The sequence below is a fragment of the Herbaspirillum sp. genome (assembly GCF_035644555.1).
In the GTDB taxonomy this organism is placed as follows: Bacteria; Pseudomonadota; Gammaproteobacteria; order Burkholderiales; family Burkholderiaceae_D; genus Herbaspirillum.
This window is the reverse complement of the sequence record NZ_DASQOH010000033.1, coordinates 1-18,902: the sequence shown is the minus strand read 5'-3', so window position 1 is coordinate 18,902 and position 18,902 is coordinate 1. Positions and strand designations below refer to the sequence as shown.

Below are 18,902 nucleotides of genomic sequence, written 5' to 3'. Positions count from 1 at the left end.
GGCGGCGTCATGAAAACCATCCCGCCGCCGCCGATCGCGCCCCAGCCCAACGCCGCCTCGCAATTGCGGGCCTCGGGCCGCAAGACCACCATGCGCTGGCTGATCCCGTTCCTGCTGCTGTGCCTGTTCCTGGCCACCCTGATCTGGCTGCCGCGCCAGGCGCAGCAGATGGAGGCCAGCGAACGGCTGGAGCAGTTGATCGCCGATTCGCTGTGGGTGGAACAGGCGATCCGCTTCCAGTTGAGCCGCGATGACGAAAGCATGCGCATCATCGGGCGCGAGATCATCACCAGCCGGCTGCATCAGGACCATTTCCGCAGCCGCCTCAATGCGCTGCTGCGCAACAACCGTGAGTTCTATCGGGTCACCTGGTTCAATGCCGAAGGGCGGCCGGTGGCCTCCACCGACGACTTTCCGATCAGCCGCAACGATCTCTCGCAGTCCTCGCTGATGACCGGTGACCGCGCGCGCCAGATGCATCGTCCGCTCTACAGTCCGCCGGCAGTGCCACCGGGGATCGCCGAGCCGATGCTGATGGACTACCACGTGCCGCTGTTCCGCGATAACCATTACATCGGCAGCCTGGTGGCCAGCTATGCGGTGGCGCGCATCCTCAACGAGATGGTGCCGTGGTGGTTTGCGCAGGACAACGAGATTTCGCTGACCGACACCGACGACAACGTGGTGGCACGCCGCACCTCGGGCGGCCCCGGCCTGAATGTCTACACCCACCGCCGCGAACTGGAACTGCCGGGCCTGACCCTGGTGCTGCACACCAACAGCACCAAGAGCGCACCCAAGCTCTTGCCCAACCTGCTGGTGGGCTCGGTGATGGTGCTCTCGCTGGGACTGCTGTGGAGCCTGTGGGCGCTGTGGCGCGACATCAACCGGCGCACCAAGGCGGAAAAGGCCCTGCTCAACGAAGCGGTGTTTCGTGCGGCGATGGAAAACTCGCTGGTCACCGGCATGCGGGCGCGCGATCTGGAGGGTCGCATCACCTATGTCAATCCCGCCTTCTGCAAGATGGTGGGATTCGGCGCCGAGGAACTGGTGGGCAAGATCCCACCCATGCCCTACTGGGCGCCGGAAGCCATGGACGAATACCAGGAACGTTTTTCCAACGTCCTGGCCGGGCGCGCCACACCGCAGTTCGAGACCATCTTCCAGCGCCGTGATGGCGAGCGCTTCCCGGTACTGATCTTCGAGTCGCCGCTGGTGGACCAGGACGGCAAGCAAACTGGCTGGATGGGCTCCATCCTCGACATCTCCGAACGCAAGCGCGCCGAAGACCTGAACCGCACCCAGGAAGAAAAACTACAGGCCAGCGCCCGCCTGGCCAGCATGGGCGAGATCGCCTCGACCCTGGCGCACGAACTGAACCAGCCGCTGGCGGCGATCTCCAGCTATACCACCGGCGCCCTGAACATGATGCAGCAGGGCCAGGTCGATCCGGGGGCGCTGCAACCGGCACTGGAAAAGATCCATACCCAGGCGCAGCGCGCCGGTCACGTGATCCGCAGCGTGCACCAGTTCGTCAAGAAGCGCGAGCCGGCGCGCCAGCGTCTGCAGATGCGGCAGCTCATCGACAACGTGACGCCGCTGATCGAACTGCAGGCCCAGCAGTTCTTCGTGGTGCTGCAGTTGCAGGTGTCCCGCTCCCTGCCGCCGGTGCTGGGTGACCAGGTACTGCTGGAACAGGTGATCCTGAACCTGACCCGCAACGGCATCCAGTCCATGGCGGCGGTGCCGTCGGCGCGCCGCATCCTGCGCGTGACGGCCGAACTCACACGCAACGACGATGGTGCCGAGTCGGTTACGGTCTCGGTGATCGACCAGGGCCACGGCATCACCGAGGACGTCGCGGCGCGGCTGTTCTCGCCCTTCTTCTCGACCAAGGCCGAAGGCATGGGCATGGGCCTCAACATCTGTCGCACCACCATCGAATTCCACGGCGGCACGCTGACTTACACCGATAACCCGGCAGGCGGTACAATCTTCCGGTTTTCGCTGCCCGCCCAGAGCGGGCAGCCACAATAAAGAAAAGACTGCCGCCCCACGGCTCCCCTGACCCGGACTTCCGCCCGCACACCGATGCTGCACATAGTCGACGACGAAGAAATCATCCGCGATTCGCTGACCTGGCTGGCGCGTTCGCGCAATATCGCCGCCAGCGCCTATGAGAGTGGCACGGCCGTGCTGGCCGCGCTGGGTGCGGCGGCCGGCATCGATGCCGAGGGCGAGTGCCTGCTGCTGGATGTGCGCATGCCCGGCACCAGCGGCCTGGCACTGTTCAACGAACTCAAGACCAAGGGCCTGCTGCACCGGCGTCCGGTGATCTTCCTCACCGGTCATGGCGATGTGCCCATGGCGGTGGACATGCTCAAGAACGGCGCCTTCGATTTCTTCGAAAAGCCCTTCAACGACAACCAGTTGATGGACCGCGTGCTGGAAGCGCTGGCCAGCTCGCGCGCCGGCGGTGCCGAAGATGCGGTACAGAGCCGCCTGGCGGCATTGTCGGCACGTGAACGCGAGGTCCTGGACCTGATCCTGGCCGGCAAGATGAACAAGGTCATCGCCGATGAACTGGGCATCAGCATGCGCACCGTCGAGGTCCACCGCGCCCACATCTTCGACAAGATGAATGTCAAGACCGCCGTCGAACTGGCGCGGCTGCTCAAGTAAGGTGGAAATCCTCAATCTTCTGCTGCCGGACTTCAGCCTGATCGCGCTGGGGGTGCTGGTCTATCGCATTTCGAACTGGGGCGACGAGTTCTGGGCCGGCATGGAAAAGCTGGTGTACTTCCTGCTGTTCCCGGCGCTGCTGTTCTATTCCACCGCGCGCCTGAAGGTCGACCTGTCGGTCACCGGCGGGCTGGTGCAAACCGGGGTACTGTCACTGCTGGCCGGCATCGTCCTGACCTGGCTGGGCAAACCCCTGCTGCGGGCCACGCCGATGACCTACGAGTCGGGCATGCAATGCGCCTACCGCTTCAACTCCTACATCGCGCTGGCGCTGGCCACCCGCATGGCCGGCGAGGAAGGGGCGGGGCTGATGGCGATCCTGCTGGGCTTTGGCGTCCCGCTGTGCAATATCGCGGCGGTCCATGCGCTGGCCCCGAAGAACAGCAACCTGCTGCGCGAACTGGCCAAGAACCCGCTGCTGGTGGCGACCGCCGCCGGCCTGACGTTTTCGGCGCTGGGGCTGCATCTGCCGGAGGTGGCGTCGGTGGTACTCTCGCGCCTGGGCGCGGCCTCCATCGCGCTGGGCCTGCTGATGGTCGGTGCCGGCCTGCGCCTTTCGGGGCTCAAGGAAAGCAAGCTGGTGGTGGGCTGGTTCATTCTGATCAAGCTCTTCGCCGTGCCGCTGGTGGCCTATCTGATCGGCCGCCATCTGCAACTGCCGCCGCTGCAGTTGCGCATCGTGGTGCTGTTCTGCAGCCTGCCCACCGCCTCCAGCGCCTACATCCTGGCCGCGCGCATGGGCGGCAACGGGCCGTTCACGGCGTTCCTGATTTCCTTCGGCACGCTGCTCTCGGCGCTGACCATTCCGTTCTGGCTGGCGCTGGTGCATTGAACCCCGGCCGCCTAGGCTACCCCATGGCGCGCCAGTGCCCACCGTACATGTTCTACCACCAGCGGTGACGGATGCGCCAGGCGCTCACGCAGGGCCGCCACGATAGCGGCAGCCCCCTTGCGGGATGGCGTATCGGCGGCATTGCCCAGGCCCACGGCCAGGTTGCGCAGCCAGCGTTCATGGCCGATGCGGCGGATCGCGCTGCCCTCGGTGTTCTTCAGGAACTGCGCTTCGCTCCAGCCGAACAGGTCGACCAGGCTGGCGCTGTCCAGGCCATGGCGCGGGTCGAAATCGGGCAGGCTGGCGCGCTGGGCGAACTTGTTCCAGGGGCAGTAGAGCTGGCAGTCGTCGCAGCCGTAGATGCGGTTGCCGATCAGCGGTCGCAGATCAACCGGGATGCTGCCCTTCAATTCGATGGTGAGATAGGAGATGCAGCGCCGCGCATCCAGTTCGTACGGGGCGACGATGGCCCCGGTCGGGCAGGCCGTGATGCAGGCACTGCACTGGCCGCAGTGCGGGGTGACCGGTTGGTCGACCGGCAGCGGCAGGTCGGTCAGCATCTCGCCCAGGAAGAACATGGAGCCGGCCTCCCGGTGCAGCAGCAGGGTGTGCTTGCCGCGCCAGCCCAGCCCGGCTTTTTCGGCAAGGGCCACTTCCATGACTGGAGCCGAGTCGGTAAAGACGCGGTAGCCGAAGCTGCCGATGCGCCCCTCGATGCGGGTCGCCAGTTGCTGCAGGCGGGCCCGCAGGACCTTGTGGTAGTCGCGTCCGCGTGCATAGATCGAGACCTGGGCGGCGTCCGGATCGGCACTGCGGGCCTCCTCGCGGGCCCGCCAGTCGGCCTGGCCGGGGTCGGTAGCAGCCGGCAGATAGGGCATGCGCACACTGACCACGCGCACCGTGCCCGGCACCAGTTCGGCTGGCCGCGCCCGTTTCAGGCCGTGGCTTGCCATATAATCCATCTCGCCGTGATAGCCCTTCTCCAGCCAGGCCTGGAAGCCCGCCTCGCGGTGCGACAGGTCGACATCGGCGATGCGCACCTCGGCAAACCCCAGCTCCCGCCCCCAGTCCTTGATGGCGGCGGCCAGCGCCGCCAGCGTGGCGGGGTCGGCGAGATCGACAGGGGTGGCGTGAGCGGACATGAAGCGATTAAACAATGAACAAGTCATTCAGGATGACGTAACAGACCAGGATGCATATGCAGCGACTCCACCTCCACCTGCCCGACGAAACCGCCACCGCGCACCTGGGCGCCGACCTGGCGCAGGTGCTGGCACCGGGCCTGGCGATCTACCTGCACGGCGACCTGGGCGCTGGCAAGACCGCCCTGACGCGTGCCCTGCTGCATGCGGCGGGCTATCAGGGGCGGGTCAAGAGCCCGACCTATACCCTGGCCGAACCCTATGAAGTGACACTCGCAGGCCGCATGGTAACAGTCATCCACTTCGATCTGTACCGCATGGCCGGTCCGGAGGAGTTCCTCGATGCCGGTTTCCGTGAACATTTCAACGAAAACTCCGTCTGTATCGTCGAATGGCCCGAAAAAGGCGATCCGGTGTTGCCGCCGCCGGACATCCACGTCAACCTGTCTCTTGCAGGGGACGGTCGTGATGTAGAATTGCGTGCGTTGTCCGACAAGGGTCATCAATGCCTCGCTCGACTGAAATTCGCTCCCAACCTGTGAAGTCCAAAAGCCGCCGTACCATCCTCAAAGCCGGCGGTGCGCTGTTCGTCTCCGTCGTCACTCCCCTGCCCGCCCTGGCTTCGCAGATCCTGGCCGTGCGCGTCTGGCCGTCCGAGGACTACACCCGCGTCACGCTGGAAAACGACAGCAACCTCAAGGTCACGCACTTCGTGGTCAAGGACCCGGAGCGCCTGGTGGTGGACATCGAGGGCATCGACCTCAATAGCACCCTGAAGGACCTGGTCGCCAAGATCCAGCCCAACGATCCGTATATCAAGCAGGTGCGCGTGGGCCAGAACCGGCCCAGCGTGGTGCGCCTGGTGTTCGACCTGAAGGACGAGATCAAGCCGCAGGTGTTCACCCTGGCGCCGGTGGGCGAGTACAAGTACCGCTTCGTGATCGACCTGTATCCGGCCAATCCGCCGGATCCGATCGCCGCCCTGATCCAGAAGGGCGACTGGCTCAAGGAAGCGCCGGCCACGCCGCCGCTGGCCCAGACGCCCCCGCCCAAGCCCGATCCGGTGCCGCTGGCCGAGATCAAGCCGCAGCCGGAAGACCGGAACGAACGCAATCCGAGGGTGGTCCCGGAAGAACCGCGCATGCAGCTCACCCGTATGATCACCATCGCGCTGGACCCCGGCCATGGCGGTGAGGATCCCGGCGCTACCGGGGCGCGCGGCAACCGCGAGAAGGACGTGGTGCTGTCTATCGCCAAGCGCCTCAAGCGCAAGATCGAGCAATATCCCAACATGCGCGTCATGCTGACCCGCGACGCCGATTTCTTCGTGCCGCTGGGGCAGCGCGTGGTCAAGGCGCGCAAGGTGCAGGCCGACCTGTTCGTGTCGATCCACGCCGATGCCTTCGTGCAGCCCACTGCACGTGGTTCGTCGGTGTTCGCGTTGTCGGAAAAGGGGGCCAGCTCCACGGCCGCCCGCTGGCTGGCCAACAAGGAAAACTCGGCCGACCTGATCGGCGGCGTCAACATCAAGACGCATGACCGCCAGCTGGCCAGCGTGCTGCTGGACCTGTCCACCACCGCCCAGATCAATGACAGCCTGCGGGTGGGCAACGCAGTGTTGAAGGAAATCGGCGGCATCAACAAGCTGCACAAGGGCGCGGTGGAACAGGCCGGCTTTGCCGTGCTCAAGGCGCCGGACATTCCCAGCATCCTGATCGAGACGGCCTTCATCTCCAACCCGGAAGAAGAAGCCAAGCTCACCGACGAGCGCTACCAGGAACAGATGGCAGATGCCATCCTGACCGGCATCCGCAACTACTTCGCCAAGAATCCGCCGCTGGCCAAGAACAAGCTGACCTGAACCCGGCGTCCGCCGCTGATGCCGTTCAGTCAGGCACTGAACGGCATTTTTATTTCATATTTGTTATTGATAGCGCGGTCAAGCGGGCCTGCTGCTTCTGCCGCTTTTTGCGGCAGCGTCGGCATCCGCCTTGGATCTCCACGGGATGGGGGATAATAGCGCCCTCTCCCGTTTCTTGTTTCTCGTTTCAGCCGCTTTTCGGCTCTTTATCGGAATTCCGCCATGGAAATCAAAGTCAACTTCCTCGACAAGCTGCGTCTTGAAGCCAAGTTCGACGACTTCACCGTCGTCGCCGACCAGCCCATCCGCTACAAGGGAGATGGCTCGGCGCCGGGTCCCTTCGATTACTTCCTGGCGTCCTCGGCCCTGTGCGCGGCGTACTTCGTGAAGCTGTACTGCAATACGCGCAATATTTCCACCGAGAATATCCGCCTGTCCCAGAACAACATCGTCGATCCGGAAAACCGCTACCAGCAGACCTTCAAGATCCAGGTCGAGCTGCCGGCCGACATCAGCGAGGCCGACCGCCGCGGCATCCTGCGCTCGATCGAGCGTTGTACCGTCAAGAAGGTGGTACAGGAGGGGCCGGAATTCATCATCGAGGAAGTCGAGAACCTGGACGCCGATGCCCAGTCCCTGCTGACCCTCCAGCCCCAAGCCGGCGCCAGCACCCGCATCCTTGGCAAGGATTTGCCGCTGGAGCAGACCATCGCCAACATGTCGGGCCTCCTGGCCGAGCTGGGCATCAAGATCGAGATCGCTTCCTGGCGCAACATCATTCCCAATGTGTGGTCGCTGCATATCCGCGACGCCCATTCGCCGATGTGCTTCACCAACGGCAAGGGTGCCACCAAGGAAAGCGCGCTGGCCTCGGCTCTGGGCGAATACCTCGAACGCATCAGCAACAACCACTTCTACGCTGGCTCCTACTGGGGCGAGGACATCGCCAATGCCGAGTTCGTGCACTACCCCAACGAACGCTGGTTCAAGCCTGGACGCGGTGACAAGCTGCCCAAGGAAATCCTCGACGCCTACTGCCTGGACATCTACAACCCCGACGGCGAGCTGCGCGCTTCGCATCTGGTCGATACCAATTCCGGCAACGCCGAGCGCGGCATCTGCTCGTTGCCTTACGTGCGTCAGTCGGATGGCGAAGTAGTGTATTTCCCCTCCAATCTGGTCGAAAACCTCTTCGTCAGCAACGGCATGAGTGCCGGCAATACCTTGCCCGAAGCCCAGGTGCAGTGCCTGTCGGAGATCTTCGAGCGGGCGGTCAAGCGGGAAATCCTGGAAGGCGAGATCTGCCTGCCCGATGTGCCCCAGGAAGTGCTGGCGAAGTACCCCGGCATCCAGGCGGGCATCCAGGGCCTGGAAGAGCAGGGTTTCCCGGTGCTGGTCAAGGATGCCTCGCTGGGCGGCGTCTATCCGGTGATGTGTGTGACCCTGATGAACCCGCGCACGGGCGGGGTCTTTGCCTCCTTCGGCGCCCACCCCAGCTTCGAGGTGGCGCTGGAGCGCAGCCTGACCGAATTGCTGCAGGGACGCAGCTTCGAAGGCCTCAACGACCTGCCCCAGCCGACCTTCGAGAGCAATGCCGTCACCGAGCCCAACAACTTTGTCGAGCACTTCATCGATTCGTCGGGCATCGTGTCGTGGCGCTTCTTCAGTGCCAGGTCGGACTACGAATTTGTGGAATGGGATTTCTCCGGCCAGGGCGAAAATTCCAATGCCGACGAGGCTGCCACTTTGTTCGGCATCCTGGAAGAGATGGGCAAGCAGGTCTATGTCGCCGTGTACGACCAGCTGGGTGCGACGGCCTGCCGCATCCTGGTGCCAGGCTATTCCGAGGTGTATCCGGTGGAAGACCTGATCTGGGACAACACCAACAAGGCACTGCTGTTCCGCGCCGACATCCTGAATCTGCACCGTCTGGACGACGACGCCCTGGCCGCCCTGCTCGAACGCCTGGAGAACAACGAACTGGATGACTACTCGGATATCGCCACCCTGATCGGCATCGACTTCGATGAAAACACCGAGTGGGGCCAGTTGACCGTGCTCGAACTGAAGCTGCTGATCCATCTGGCCCTGCAGCAGTTCGAAGAGGCCCATGACCTGGTCGGCGCCTTCCTGCAATACAACGACAACTCGGTCGAACGCGGGCTGTTCTACCAAGCCCTGAATGTGGTGCTGGAAGTGGAACTGGACGATCAACTGGCGCTGGAAGACTACGAAACCAACTTCCGTCGCATGTTCGGCAATGAGCGCATGGATGCGGCCATCGGATCGGTGAAGGGGGATGTGCGCTTCCACGGCCTGACGCCCACCAGCATGAAGCTCGAAGGCCTGGACCGCCATCAGCGCCTGCTCGACAGCTATCGCAAGCTGCACAAGGCGCGCGCCCGGTTCGCGCAGGCTGCCGCTGCGGCCTGAGGCGATTGGCCGGCCTCATGAAAAATGCCGTTCAGTCTTCACTGAACGGCATTCATGAGGCTGCCAACGCTTGTTCTTTTCTGCCCTGACGCCGGCGGTCTCAGGCGCTGCGCACCTTGCGCTTGCCGCGTACCTTGCGCCACAGCTGCCACAAACCGCCCAGCACGATGGGAATGATGGCCGCGACGATGCCAATCAGGACCAGGGTATTGAGGTTCTGCTGCACCACGGGGATATTGCCGAACAGGTAACCCAGCACCACCAGCCCCACCACCCACAGGAAGGCCCCCAGCACGTTGAACAACTGGAAGCGGGCGAAGCTCATGCCGGACACGCCGGCGATGAATGGCGCGAAGGTGCGCACGATGGGGGTGAAGCGGGCGATGACGATGGTCTTGCCACCGTGTTTCTCGTAGAAGGAATGGGTCTTTTGCAGGGCTTCCGGGTTGAGCCAACGGTAGTTGTGGGTATAGACGCGGTGGCCAACCCAGCCGCCGATCCAGTAATTGAGGGTGTTGCCGGCCACTGCCGCGACCACCAGCAAGGTCATCAGCAGCCAGATATCCATGGCCCCCATGGCACAGAAGGTGCCGGCGATGAACAGCAGCGAATCGCCCGGCAGGAACGGCAGCACCACCAGCCCGGTCTCGCAGAACACGATCAGGAACAACACCGCATAGATGAGCGTGCCGTACTGCTCGATGAGGACACCCAGGTATTTGTCCACGTGCACCAGCACGTCCAGCAACTGCAGATAATCCATAAAACCCAATCGTTGGTGATTCATCGATGCCGGGGCTCCCCATCGCCGCGCGGCGGGATATTTCCAGGGTGAAACATGAAAATATCGGACAGGCAAAGCGATCTTCTCTGCCTGCAAAAGGCATCATACAACACTCACCCCGGCCAGACTCAAGAACCCGGGCCGGATGTCGATAAAAACTCCGGGCCGCAACGGATGCCACAAGGAAATCCTCGCAAAACATCATGAACCTGTCGCGCCCGCCGGGAGCAGCCGATAGCAGCCGCACAAGGATGTAGATTTGGCATATGATCAAGTTAGATTGCTTCAGTTTTAGTGTGGCCTAGATGCAGAAATGCGCGAGGCGCGGTCAGCGGCAAGGAAGAGAAACTGAAACATTCGTCACTCCGGACTGCATGAGGCAAGACGCGGGGAAAGCGTCATCACCGGGCCACAGGGGGCTGTATGGGGAGCCAGGAGTCATTCGTCGGCGAATTCGATCACCAGCCGGAACGGCGGCGTGATCCGCAGCAGGATCAGCCGGACGGCCGTGGTCTGCACGACCAGGAGCGCGATGCGCTGCTGGGCGCGCTGTGGCGTTCGATGGCGATCCTGGAATTTGCCGCCGACGGCACGATTCTGGAAGCCAACGACAATTTCCTCGGCATGCTGGGTTACCGCCGTGAAGAGCTGGTCGGCCAGCATCACAGCATGCTGTGCGAGCCGCTCTACGTCCAGTCCGACGACTACCAGCAGTTCTGGCAACACCTGCGCCAGGGCGACATTATCACCGGTACCCTGCAGCGACGCCGCATCGATGGCACCATCGTCTGGCTGGAAGCGCTGTGCAGCCCCATCCTCGACGAGCAGGGCGCACTCACCAAGGTGATCTCGGCGGCCGCCGACATCAGTTCCCACATCGACGATTCGCATCATAGCAACAGCGTGCTGAGCGCACTGAACCGCTCGCTGGGCGTGGTTGAACTCTCGCCCGACGGCCTGGTACTGGCGGCCAACCGCAACTACCTCAAGACCATGGAATACCTGGCCGAGGATCTGGTGGGCAAGTCGCACGCCCTGCTGTGCGACCCCGACTACGTCAGCAGCGAGGAATACGCCGCCTTCTGGCGCGACGTCTGCAACGGACGCTTTTTCTCGGGCCGCTTCCCGCGCCGCACCCGTAGCGGCCGCACCATCTGGTGGGAAGCCACCTACTCGCCGCTGCTGGACCCGCATGGCAAGGCCGAACGGGTAATCTGCATCGGCAACGACGTCACCTATCGCGTGACCCGCGAAAAAAGCGACCGCGAGCATCTGCACCTGCTCTCGCTGGGCATCAATGAAACCGACAATGCCGTACTCATCACCGACGACAAGAACCGCATCGTCTTCCACAACACCGGCTTCACCCGCATGCTCGGCTTCCAGAGCCAGCAGGTGATCGGCAAGCTGCCGCGCGATCTGTTTGCCGGCCACCCGACCTTCGTCAAGTCGATAGAACGCTGCCACGGCGAACTGCTGCAGGGCCACAGCTTCCATACCGAAGAACTGATCCACGATTTCCACGAGCAGCCGGTATGGATCTCGGCGGTGGTCAACCCCATCCTGGATGCGGGCGGCAAGCTCATCAACGCGGTCTGCGTGATGACCGACATCACCAATACCAAGGTGCATGAAGTCTTGCAGTACCGCGTGCTCAATGCCATGGCGCGCGACTCTTCGCTGTCCGAGCAGATGAATCTGCTGTGCGAGGAAGTGGAGCGGGTGGCGCCGGAGGTGATCGCCTCCATCCTGCGGGTGGACGAACAGGGCCGCCTGCACACGCTGGCCGGTCCCAGCCTGCCGGAGGCCTATAGTCGCGCCATCGACGGCCTGTCCATCGGCCCCATGGTGGGAGCCTGCGGCAGCGCCGCCTTTACCGGCCAGCCGGTCATCACGGAAGACATCGCCAGCGATCCGCACTGGGCCGACTACAAGGACCTGGCCCTGAACCACGGTCTGCGGGCCTGCTGGTCCACCCCCATCAAGTCGGCCGACGGCAAGGTCATCGGCACCTTCGGTTTCTATTTCCGCCAGCCGCGCCAGCCCAGCGGTTTCCATCACCTGCTGGTCGATGCCGGCCTGCACCTGTGCGCCCTGGCCATCGAGCGCGAAGCCTCGCGCGCCCGCATCCACCAGCTGGCCTTCTACGATTCGCTGACCGGCCTGCCCAATCGCAGCCTGCTGCTGGTCCAGGCCGGGCAGGCGATCGCGGCGGCCGAACGCAATCGCAGCACAGTCGCCGTGATGTTCATCGATCTGGACCGCTTCAAGCAGGTCAACGACTCGCTGGGCCACCAGGCCGGCGACGAACTGCTGCGCACGGTGGCCACCCGGCTGCAGTCGCAGGCGCGCCGCTCCGACATCGTCGGGCGGCTCTCCGGTGACGAATTCGTGGTGGTATTGACGCAGTACGATACCCAGCATCTCACCGAGGTGGTCAAGCGCATCCAAGAACGCCTGGCCATGCCCTGCCACATCAATGGCACGCCGCTCAATCCCTCGGCCAGCATCGGCGTGGCGATCTTCCCCGACAACGGCAACGACATCGAGACGCTGCTGCACCGGGCCGATATCGCCATGTACCAGGCCAAGGCGGTCAATCGGGGCCGGTTCAGCTTCTTCAGCGAAGAGATGAACAGCATGGCCCAGGAACGCCTGGCGCTGGAAGGCGCCCTGCGCGACGCCCTGCGCGGCGGCCGCTTCGAATTGCACTTCCAGCCCCAGATCCGGCTGGACGACCACAGCCTGCATGGGGTGGAAGCCCTGGCGCGCTGGCATGACGCCCAGCTGGGCCAGGTCTCGCCCGGGCGCTTCATCCCGATTGCCGAGGAATGTGGCCTGATCGGCGAACTCGGCAGATGGGCGCTGGAAGAAGCCTGCTTCCAGCTGTCGGACTGGCGCCGTCGCGGCATCCAGGTGCCGTCCATCTCGGTGAACCTGTCGGCCACCAATTTCCACGACCTCGAACTGCCGCAGTTCGTCACCGGCCTGCTGCGCCGCTACAGCCTGGTGCCCACCGACCTGACCCTGGAGATCACCGAAACCGTGCTGATGGATACCAATCCCAGCACCAACCAGACCATCGCCGCCGTACATGCGCTGGGCATCCCGCTGGCCATGGATGATTTCGGGACCGGCTATTCCAGCCTGGGCTACCTGCGCAAGCTACCGGTATCGGAGCTGAAGCTGGACCAGAGCTTCGTACGTGACATGGCCAAGGATGAAGCGGTCAGCGCGCTCACCAATGCGGTCATCCGCATCGGCGAAAGCCTCAAGCTGACCGTGGTCGCCGAAGGCGTGGAAGATGCCGACCAGTACCGGATGCTGCTCAGCCAGGGCTGCGACGTGGCACAGGGCTATTATTTCTCGCGGCCGATGTCGGCCGATGAACTGGAAAGCTGGGTCCGGGATTTCCGCAGCCGACAGGACAAGAACGCCGGCCAGCTGCTGCAGGCCACCGGCCCGGTGGAGACGATCCGTGACAAGTGAGGCCATCAGTTCATGCCAAAAAAGCACTTTCCGGATGGAAAAACAACAGCACAGCTGGATGTGGGCGCAAACATTTCAAGTATTTTGATCTGGCTCAAAAAGCTGACGATATACTGACGCACTCCCCAGCAAGTACCGCGGTTGCAGCGCCAGCAACACCCTTGGCGCTGGACTGTTGACGTTATCGATCACGCATCGTTGCCGAATCGGCAATGCTCCCTGGTGTGCCGCACTGCCGGCATGGCCGGCGCAATGCGTGGACGCAGAGTGGCAGGACTTTCCGCAGGACGGAGAACCAGGAGGGACCAGCGGTCACAGCGTAATGCGCGCCTGCCGGCGCCGCCGACGTCCCGGGCAATTTTCCGTTCGGTATTTGCATTCCACACGACGTTTTACTCAAGAACAACAACAGCCATGGCTAATGATCTGTCTGGTGCGCGCGGCGCATCCCTTTTCCACCGTTCGGTCGGTGCAAAACTGACTGCCATGACGGTTGCCCTGGTGGGCATCGTCTTCGTGATCGCGCTGATGCTGATCACCTATTCCGCCTCGCGCATGATGGAGCACCGCTCCATCGAACAGATGGGCAACGACGCCCGCGGTGTGGCGCACATGGTGGGCATCTTCGACCGCTCGGTGAACAGCCAGGTCGACCGTTTCTCCAACATGTTCGACAATGAATTCGGCAAGCTCACCCTGGATGAGAGCCGCACCGTGCAGATCGCCGACCGCGCCACCCCGGTGCTGCAGAACGACGGGCGCGACCTGAACCTGGACTTTTCCATCCCGGACCGCTTTACCGGCCGTACTGGCGTGACCGCGACCATCTTCGCCAAGACCGGCGAAGACTTCGTGCGCGTCTCGACCTCGGTGAAGAAGGAAAACGGCGAGCGCGCCGTGGGTACCTTGCTCGACCGCACCCATCCCGGCTATGCCGCCCTGAAGTCCGACAAACCCTATAGCGGCCTGGCCACGCTGTTCGGCAAGCAGTACATCACCAAGTACGTACCCATCAAGAACGATGCCGGCCAGATCATCGCCGCGCTCTATGTGGGTATCGACATCTCCGCCGACGTCAAGGCCTTGAAGGAGCAGATCAAGGCACTGAAGATCGGCCAGACCGGCAATTTCTATGCCCTCAACGGTCGTGAAGGCAAGGACCTGGGCGTGATGATCGCCGGCGCCCCGCGCGAGGGCAAGGAAGAAGGCGCCAGCCTGCTGGAACTCAAGGATGCCGACGGCGAGAGCTACATCAGGACCGTGCTGCAGCAAAAGGAAGGCGCGCTGCACTACAACGCCGCCGATGGCCGCCGGAAAATCCTGGTATTTACCCACTACGCACCCTGGGGCTGGATCATCGTCGGCGAAGCCACGGTCCAGGAGATCACCAGCGAAGTCAGCGACATGCGCAATCTCTACATCGGCCTGGGCCTGCTGTTCCTGGCGGTACTGGGCGCGATCCTGACGGTGATGATCAACCGCATGGTCACCCGCCCGCTGGATGCCGTATGTGAAGCTGCCGACCGCATCGCCGGCGGCGACCTGACCACCCGCCTGCACGTGCACAGCAGCGACGAGATCGGTCGCCTGATGCGCGCCTTCAATGGCATCAGCGCGGGCCTGTCGGAAGTGGTCTCCAGCGTGCGCGCCGGCACCGAGGAAATCAATACCGCCGCCAGCGAGATTGCCGCCGGCAACCTCCATCTGTCATCCCGCACCGAACAACAGGCCGGCGCCCTGGAAGAAACCGCCTCGGCCATGGAAGAACTGACCTCCACCGTCAAGCAGAACGCCGCCAATGCAGTACAGGCCGACGAACTGTCGAGCTCAGCCTCGGATGTGGCCAGCCATGGTGGTGAAGTGGTGGGACAGGTGGTGCAGACCATGGACGCCATCAACAGCTCTTCGCAACGCATCGTGGACATCATCAGCGTGATCGACGGCATTGCCTTCCAGACCAACATCCTGGCCCTGAACGCCGCGGTGGAAGCGGCCCGCGCCGGCGAGCAGGGACGCGGCTTTGCAGTGGTGGCCACCGAAGTGCGTACCCTGGCCCAGCGCAGCGCCTCCGCTGCCAAGGAAATCAAGGAACTGATCGACGCCTCGGTACAGACCGTCAGCAGTGGTGGCCAGTTGGTGGCCCAGGCCGGCAACACCATGAACGACGTGGTCGCCAGCGTGCAGCGCGTCTCCACCGTCATCAGCGAGATCACCACCGCCAGCCGCGAGCAGAGCGAGGGGATCGACCAGATCAACCGCGCCATCGCCCAGATGGATGAAAGCACACAGCAGAATGCGGCGCTGGTGGAACAGGCCGCCGCCGCCGCGCAGTCGCTGCAACAGCAGGCCGAGCGCCTGGCGGCAGCCGTCAGCACCTTCCGCGTCTGACGGCCGGCGCGGCAACGGCCTGAGGGCTACCGACGCCGGCCTTACCGAACGGCAAACCCGCGCCCCGTCACCGTCACCGAAGCCGCCCGCGGGCGGCTTCGTCGTGCCGGCCGCACGGCGTGGGCACTATCAGTCGGCGGTATAATCGCGGCATGAACGCACCGCATTCCTCCCCCGCTTCCGATTCGTCCCCGCTCACCGCCTATCGCCCCATCCAGGCACTGCCCGATCAGCTGATCTCGCAGATCGCCGCCGGCGAGGTGATCGAACGTCCTTCGGCGGTGGTCAAGGAACTGCTGGAGAACGCGCTCGACGCCGGCTCCACCCAGATCACCGTGCGCCTGGAACAAGGCGGGGTCAAGCGCATCGCCATCACCGACAATGGCCGCGGCATCCCGCCGGAGCAACTGCCGCTGGCGCTGGCGCGACACGCCACCTCCAAGATTGCCTCGCTGACCGATCTGGAGAATGTCGCCACCCTGGGCTTTCGCGGCGAAGCCCTGGCCTCGATCGCCTCGGTGGCGCAACTGACCGTCACCAGCCGCACCGCCGATGCCCCTCACGCATGGGAAATCACCGGTTCCCAGTTCGGCACGGTGGCACCGGCCTCGGGCGCACAAGGCACCACCATCGACGTCCAGGACCTGTACTTCAACACCCCGGCGCGCCGCAAGTTCCTCAAGTCCGAACAGACCGAATATGGCCACTGCGCCGAGGTCGTGCGGCGCATCGCACTGGCACGTCCGGACGTGAGCTTCTCGTTGTCGCACAACGGCAAGACGGTCGATCACTGGAACGTCGGCGAATTCGCCAAGCGCAGCGCCCACATCCTCGGCGATGAATTCGCCAACGCCCGCCTGCCGCTCGACGAGAGCGCCGGCCCCTTGCGCCTGCACGGCTTCGTCGGCCTGCCCACGGCCTCCAAGGCGCGTGCCGATGGGCAGTATTTCTACGTCAACGGCCGCTTCGTGCGCGACAAGCTGCTCACCCATGCGGTGCGCGCAGCTTATCAGGACGTGCTGCACGGCGACCGCTATCCGGCTTATGCCCTGTCTCTCACGCTGGATCCGGCGCTGGTGGACGTGAACGTGCACCCATCCAAGATCGAAGTGCGCTTCCGCGACAGCCGCGCGGTGCACCAGTTCGTCTTCCACGCGGTCTCGCGCGCACTGGCGCAGACCTCGGCGGTGTCCTTCGGCAACCTGCCGCAGCAGCAGACGGCGACCCAGGACAGCGCCGCGACCCCTGCCATATCCGCATCATCCGCATCGCCCAATGCCCCGCTGCCCTGGATGCGCGAAGCACGGCAGCAAAGCTTCTCGGCCCAGTTTGCCGAACAGCCGCGCCCCTTCTCGTTTGCGGGCAACGGCGGCTTCGGCGTTCGCCAGGACACCCAAGCCTATGGCAGCCTGTTCCGTCCGCAGGACAGCGAAGCGGACCCCGCCCGCACGGCCGTCGCCTCATCCTTCAACGCCGCCTCCACGCAGCCGGCTGCAGCGCTACCGGAGGGCGACTTCCCGCTCGGTTTCGCACTGGCGCAACTGCATGGCATCTACGTGCTGGCGCAGAACCGGGCCGGCCTGGTGGTGGTGGACATGCATGCGGCCCATGAGCGCATCCTCTACGAACAGCTCAAGACCGCGCTGGATGGCAACGAGATGTTCGTGCAGCCGCTGCTGATCCCGGTGACCTTCTACGCCGACCCGGTCGAGGTCGGCACCGTGGAAGAACACCAGGACACGCTTTGCGCGCTGGGCTTCGACATCGCCGTGATGTCACCCACCACGCTGGCGGTGCGCGCAGTGCCGGCACTGCTCAAGAACGCCGACGCCCAGACCCTGGCGCGCGACGTCTTGCGCGACGTGCGCGAATACGGTGGCTCGCGCGTACTGCTGGAGCGTCGCAATGAACTACTGGGCACCCTGGCCTGCCACACCGCGGTACGCGCCAACCGCAGCCTGACCCTGCCTGAGATGAATGCGCTGCTGCGCCAGATGGAAGCTACCGAACGCTCTGACCAATGCAACCACGGCCGCCCGACCTGGACCCAGATGGGCCTGTCGGACCTGGACAAGCTCTTCCTGCGTGGCCAATGAGCACGCCGCAGCGCCCGCCCCTGGCGGTGGCCATCATGGGGCCCACCGCTTCCGGCAAGACTGCCGCCGCGCTGGAAATCGCGCGCCGCATTCCCAGCGAAATCATTTCCGTCGACTCGGCCCTGGTCTATCGTGAGATGGACATCGGCACCGCCAAGCCCACCGCGGCCGAGCTGGCCGAAGTCCCGCACCACCTGATCGACATCATCGACCCCACCGAAGCCTATTCGGCCATGCAGTTCCGCCAGGATGCGCTGCGCCTGACCCAGGAAATCGCCGCGCGCGGCAAGCTGCCGCTGCTGGTGGGTGGCACCATGCTGTACTTCAAGGTGCTGCGCGATGGCCTGGACGAACTGCCGCAAGCCGATCCGGCGCTGCGTGCGCAGCTGGATGACGAAGCGGCGCAGCTTGGCATGCCGGCCCTGCATGCCAGGCTGGCGACACTGGACCCGGTCACTGCCGCCCGCCTCAAGCCCAACGACAGCCAACGCATCCAGCGGGCGCTGGAAATCACCTTGCTGACCGGCCAACCCATGTCGTCCCTGCTGGCGCAGAAGCCGGCCGAACCGTTACCCTTCACTGTGTTACCCCTGGCCCTGGAGCCGAGCGAACGCGCCGTACTGCACGACCGCATCGCCCTGCGCTTCGACCTGATGCTGCAGGGCGGCGCCCTGGAGCGCGAAGTCACCGCCCTGCGCGCCCGTGGCGACCTGCACCTGGGTTTGCCCTCGATGCGTTGCGTGGGCTACCGGCAGATGTGGGAATACCTGGACGGTAGCATCGATGCCGCCACCCTGCGCGAAAAGGGTATCGCCGCCACTCGCCAGCTGGCCAAGCGCCAGCTGACCTGGCTGCGCTCCATGCCGGAGCGGCTCAGCATCGACTGCAACCGACCCGACGCCACAGCCGAGGTACTGGCGCAGGTGCGCGCGGCTGTGGATAAGTAATTCTCGGAAAATGCAGAAAAGCTATTGACAGAAGCCGCGCCGATGCTTATAGTCTCGGGCTTGCCTCCTGGTGATATAGCTCAGCTGGTTAGAGCACAGCACTCATAATGCTGGGGTCGGTGGTTCAAGTCCACCTATCACCACCAGATACCCGTCGCTGCATGTGCAATCATGCGTATGCGGCGCCG

At 64.0% G+C, this 18,902-nt stretch carries 12 protein-coding genes and 1 tRNA gene; 11 read left to right on the top strand and 2 right to left on the bottom strand.

Going from position 1 to position 18,902, the window contains the following annotated elements; all coding sequences use genetic code 11:
- Positions 1–9: 9 nt before the first annotated feature.
- From VE092_RS08810 to VE092_RS08800, 3 genes are read left to right on the top strand one after another with little or no spacing between them, the layout of a single operon-like run.
- Positions 10–2,037, top strand: a complete 2,028-nt coding sequence (locus VE092_RS08810) for a PAS domain S-box protein (RefSeq protein ID WP_324875838.1) — start codon at positions 10–12, stop codon at positions 2,035–2,037.
- Positions 2,038–2,091: 54 nt separating this feature from the next.
- Positions 2,092–2,682: a response regulator transcription factor gene (locus tag VE092_RS08805; RefSeq protein WP_324875836.1), complete on the top strand. Its 591-nt coding sequence runs from the start codon at positions 2,092–2,094 to the stop codon at positions 2,680–2,682.
- Position 2,683: 1 nt separating this feature from the next.
- Positions 2,684–3,574 carry an AEC family transporter gene (locus VE092_RS08800; protein WP_324875834.1) on the top strand — a complete coding sequence of 297 codons (891 nt, stop codon included), beginning with the start codon at positions 2,684–2,686 and terminating at the stop codon, positions 3,572–3,574.
- An 11-nt stretch (positions 3,575–3,585) separates the two neighbouring features.
- On the opposite strand, the gene queG is transcribed toward VE092_RS08800, so the two are convergent.
- Entirely contained in the window at positions 3,586–4,716 is a 1,131-nt protein-coding gene (gene queG, locus VE092_RS08795; RefSeq protein ID WP_324875832.1) for a tRNA epoxyqueuosine(34) reductase QueG, read from the bottom strand.
- 56 nt (positions 4,717–4,772) lie between these two features.
- Here queG and tsaE point away from each other — a divergent pair, with 56 nt between their 5' ends.
- The 3 genes from tsaE (at position 4,773) to VE092_RS08780 (ending at position 9,010) form a co-directional block, all read left to right on the top strand.
- Positions 4,773–5,258: a tRNA (adenosine(37)-N6)-threonylcarbamoyltransferase complex ATPase subunit type 1 TsaE gene (gene tsaE / locus VE092_RS08790; RefSeq protein ID WP_324875830.1), complete on the top strand. Its 486-nt coding sequence runs from the start codon at positions 4,773–4,775 to the stop codon at positions 5,256–5,258.
- Positions 5,222–6,577, top strand: a complete 1,356-nt coding sequence (locus tag VE092_RS08785) for an N-acetylmuramoyl-L-alanine amidase (protein WP_324875828.1) — start codon at positions 5,222–5,224, stop codon at positions 6,575–6,577. The genes tsaE and VE092_RS08785 overlap by 37 nt, the downstream gene beginning before the upstream one ends.
- 222 nt (positions 6,578–6,799) lie before the next feature.
- Positions 6,800–9,010, top strand: coding sequence for an OsmC domain/YcaO domain-containing protein (locus VE092_RS08780; protein ID WP_324875826.1), 2,211 nt, complete (start codon positions 6,800–6,802; stop codon positions 9,008–9,010).
- A 100-nt stretch (positions 9,011–9,110) separates the two neighbouring features.
- Here the strand turns inward: VE092_RS08780 and VE092_RS08775 are convergent, their stop codons facing one another.
- Positions 9,111–9,773, bottom strand: coding sequence for a VTT domain-containing protein (locus VE092_RS08775; RefSeq protein ID WP_324875824.1), 663 nt, complete (start codon positions 9,771–9,773; stop codon positions 9,111–9,113).
- A gap of 444 nt (positions 9,774–10,217) precedes the next feature.
- Between VE092_RS08775 and VE092_RS08770 the strand changes: the two genes are divergently transcribed.
- The 5 genes from VE092_RS08770 (at position 10,218) to VE092_RS08750 (ending at position 18,860) form a co-directional block, all read left to right on the top strand.
- A complete protein-coding gene (locus VE092_RS08770) occupies positions 10,218–13,283 on the top strand; it encodes a bifunctional diguanylate cyclase/phosphodiesterase (protein ID WP_324875823.1) in 3,066 nt (1,021 codons plus the stop codon).
- Between the two features lie 414 nt (positions 13,284–13,697).
- A complete protein-coding gene (locus tag VE092_RS08765; RefSeq protein WP_324875821.1) occupies positions 13,698–15,671 on the top strand; it encodes a methyl-accepting chemotaxis protein in 1,974 nt (657 codons plus the stop codon).
- Positions 15,672–15,823: 152 nt separating this feature from the next.
- Positions 15,824–17,767, top strand: coding sequence for a DNA mismatch repair endonuclease MutL (gene mutL, locus VE092_RS08760; RefSeq protein WP_324875819.1), 1,944 nt, complete (start codon positions 15,824–15,826; stop codon positions 17,765–17,767).
- Positions 17,764–18,714, top strand: a complete 951-nt coding sequence (gene miaA / locus VE092_RS08755; protein WP_324875817.1) for a tRNA (adenosine(37)-N6)-dimethylallyltransferase MiaA — start codon at positions 17,764–17,766, stop codon at positions 18,712–18,714. The genes mutL and miaA overlap by 4 nt, the downstream gene beginning before the upstream one ends.
- A gap of 69 nt (positions 18,715–18,783) precedes the next feature.
- Positions 18,784–18,860 (top strand) — tRNA-Met (locus VE092_RS08750).
- Positions 18,861–18,902: the final 42 nt, after the last annotated feature.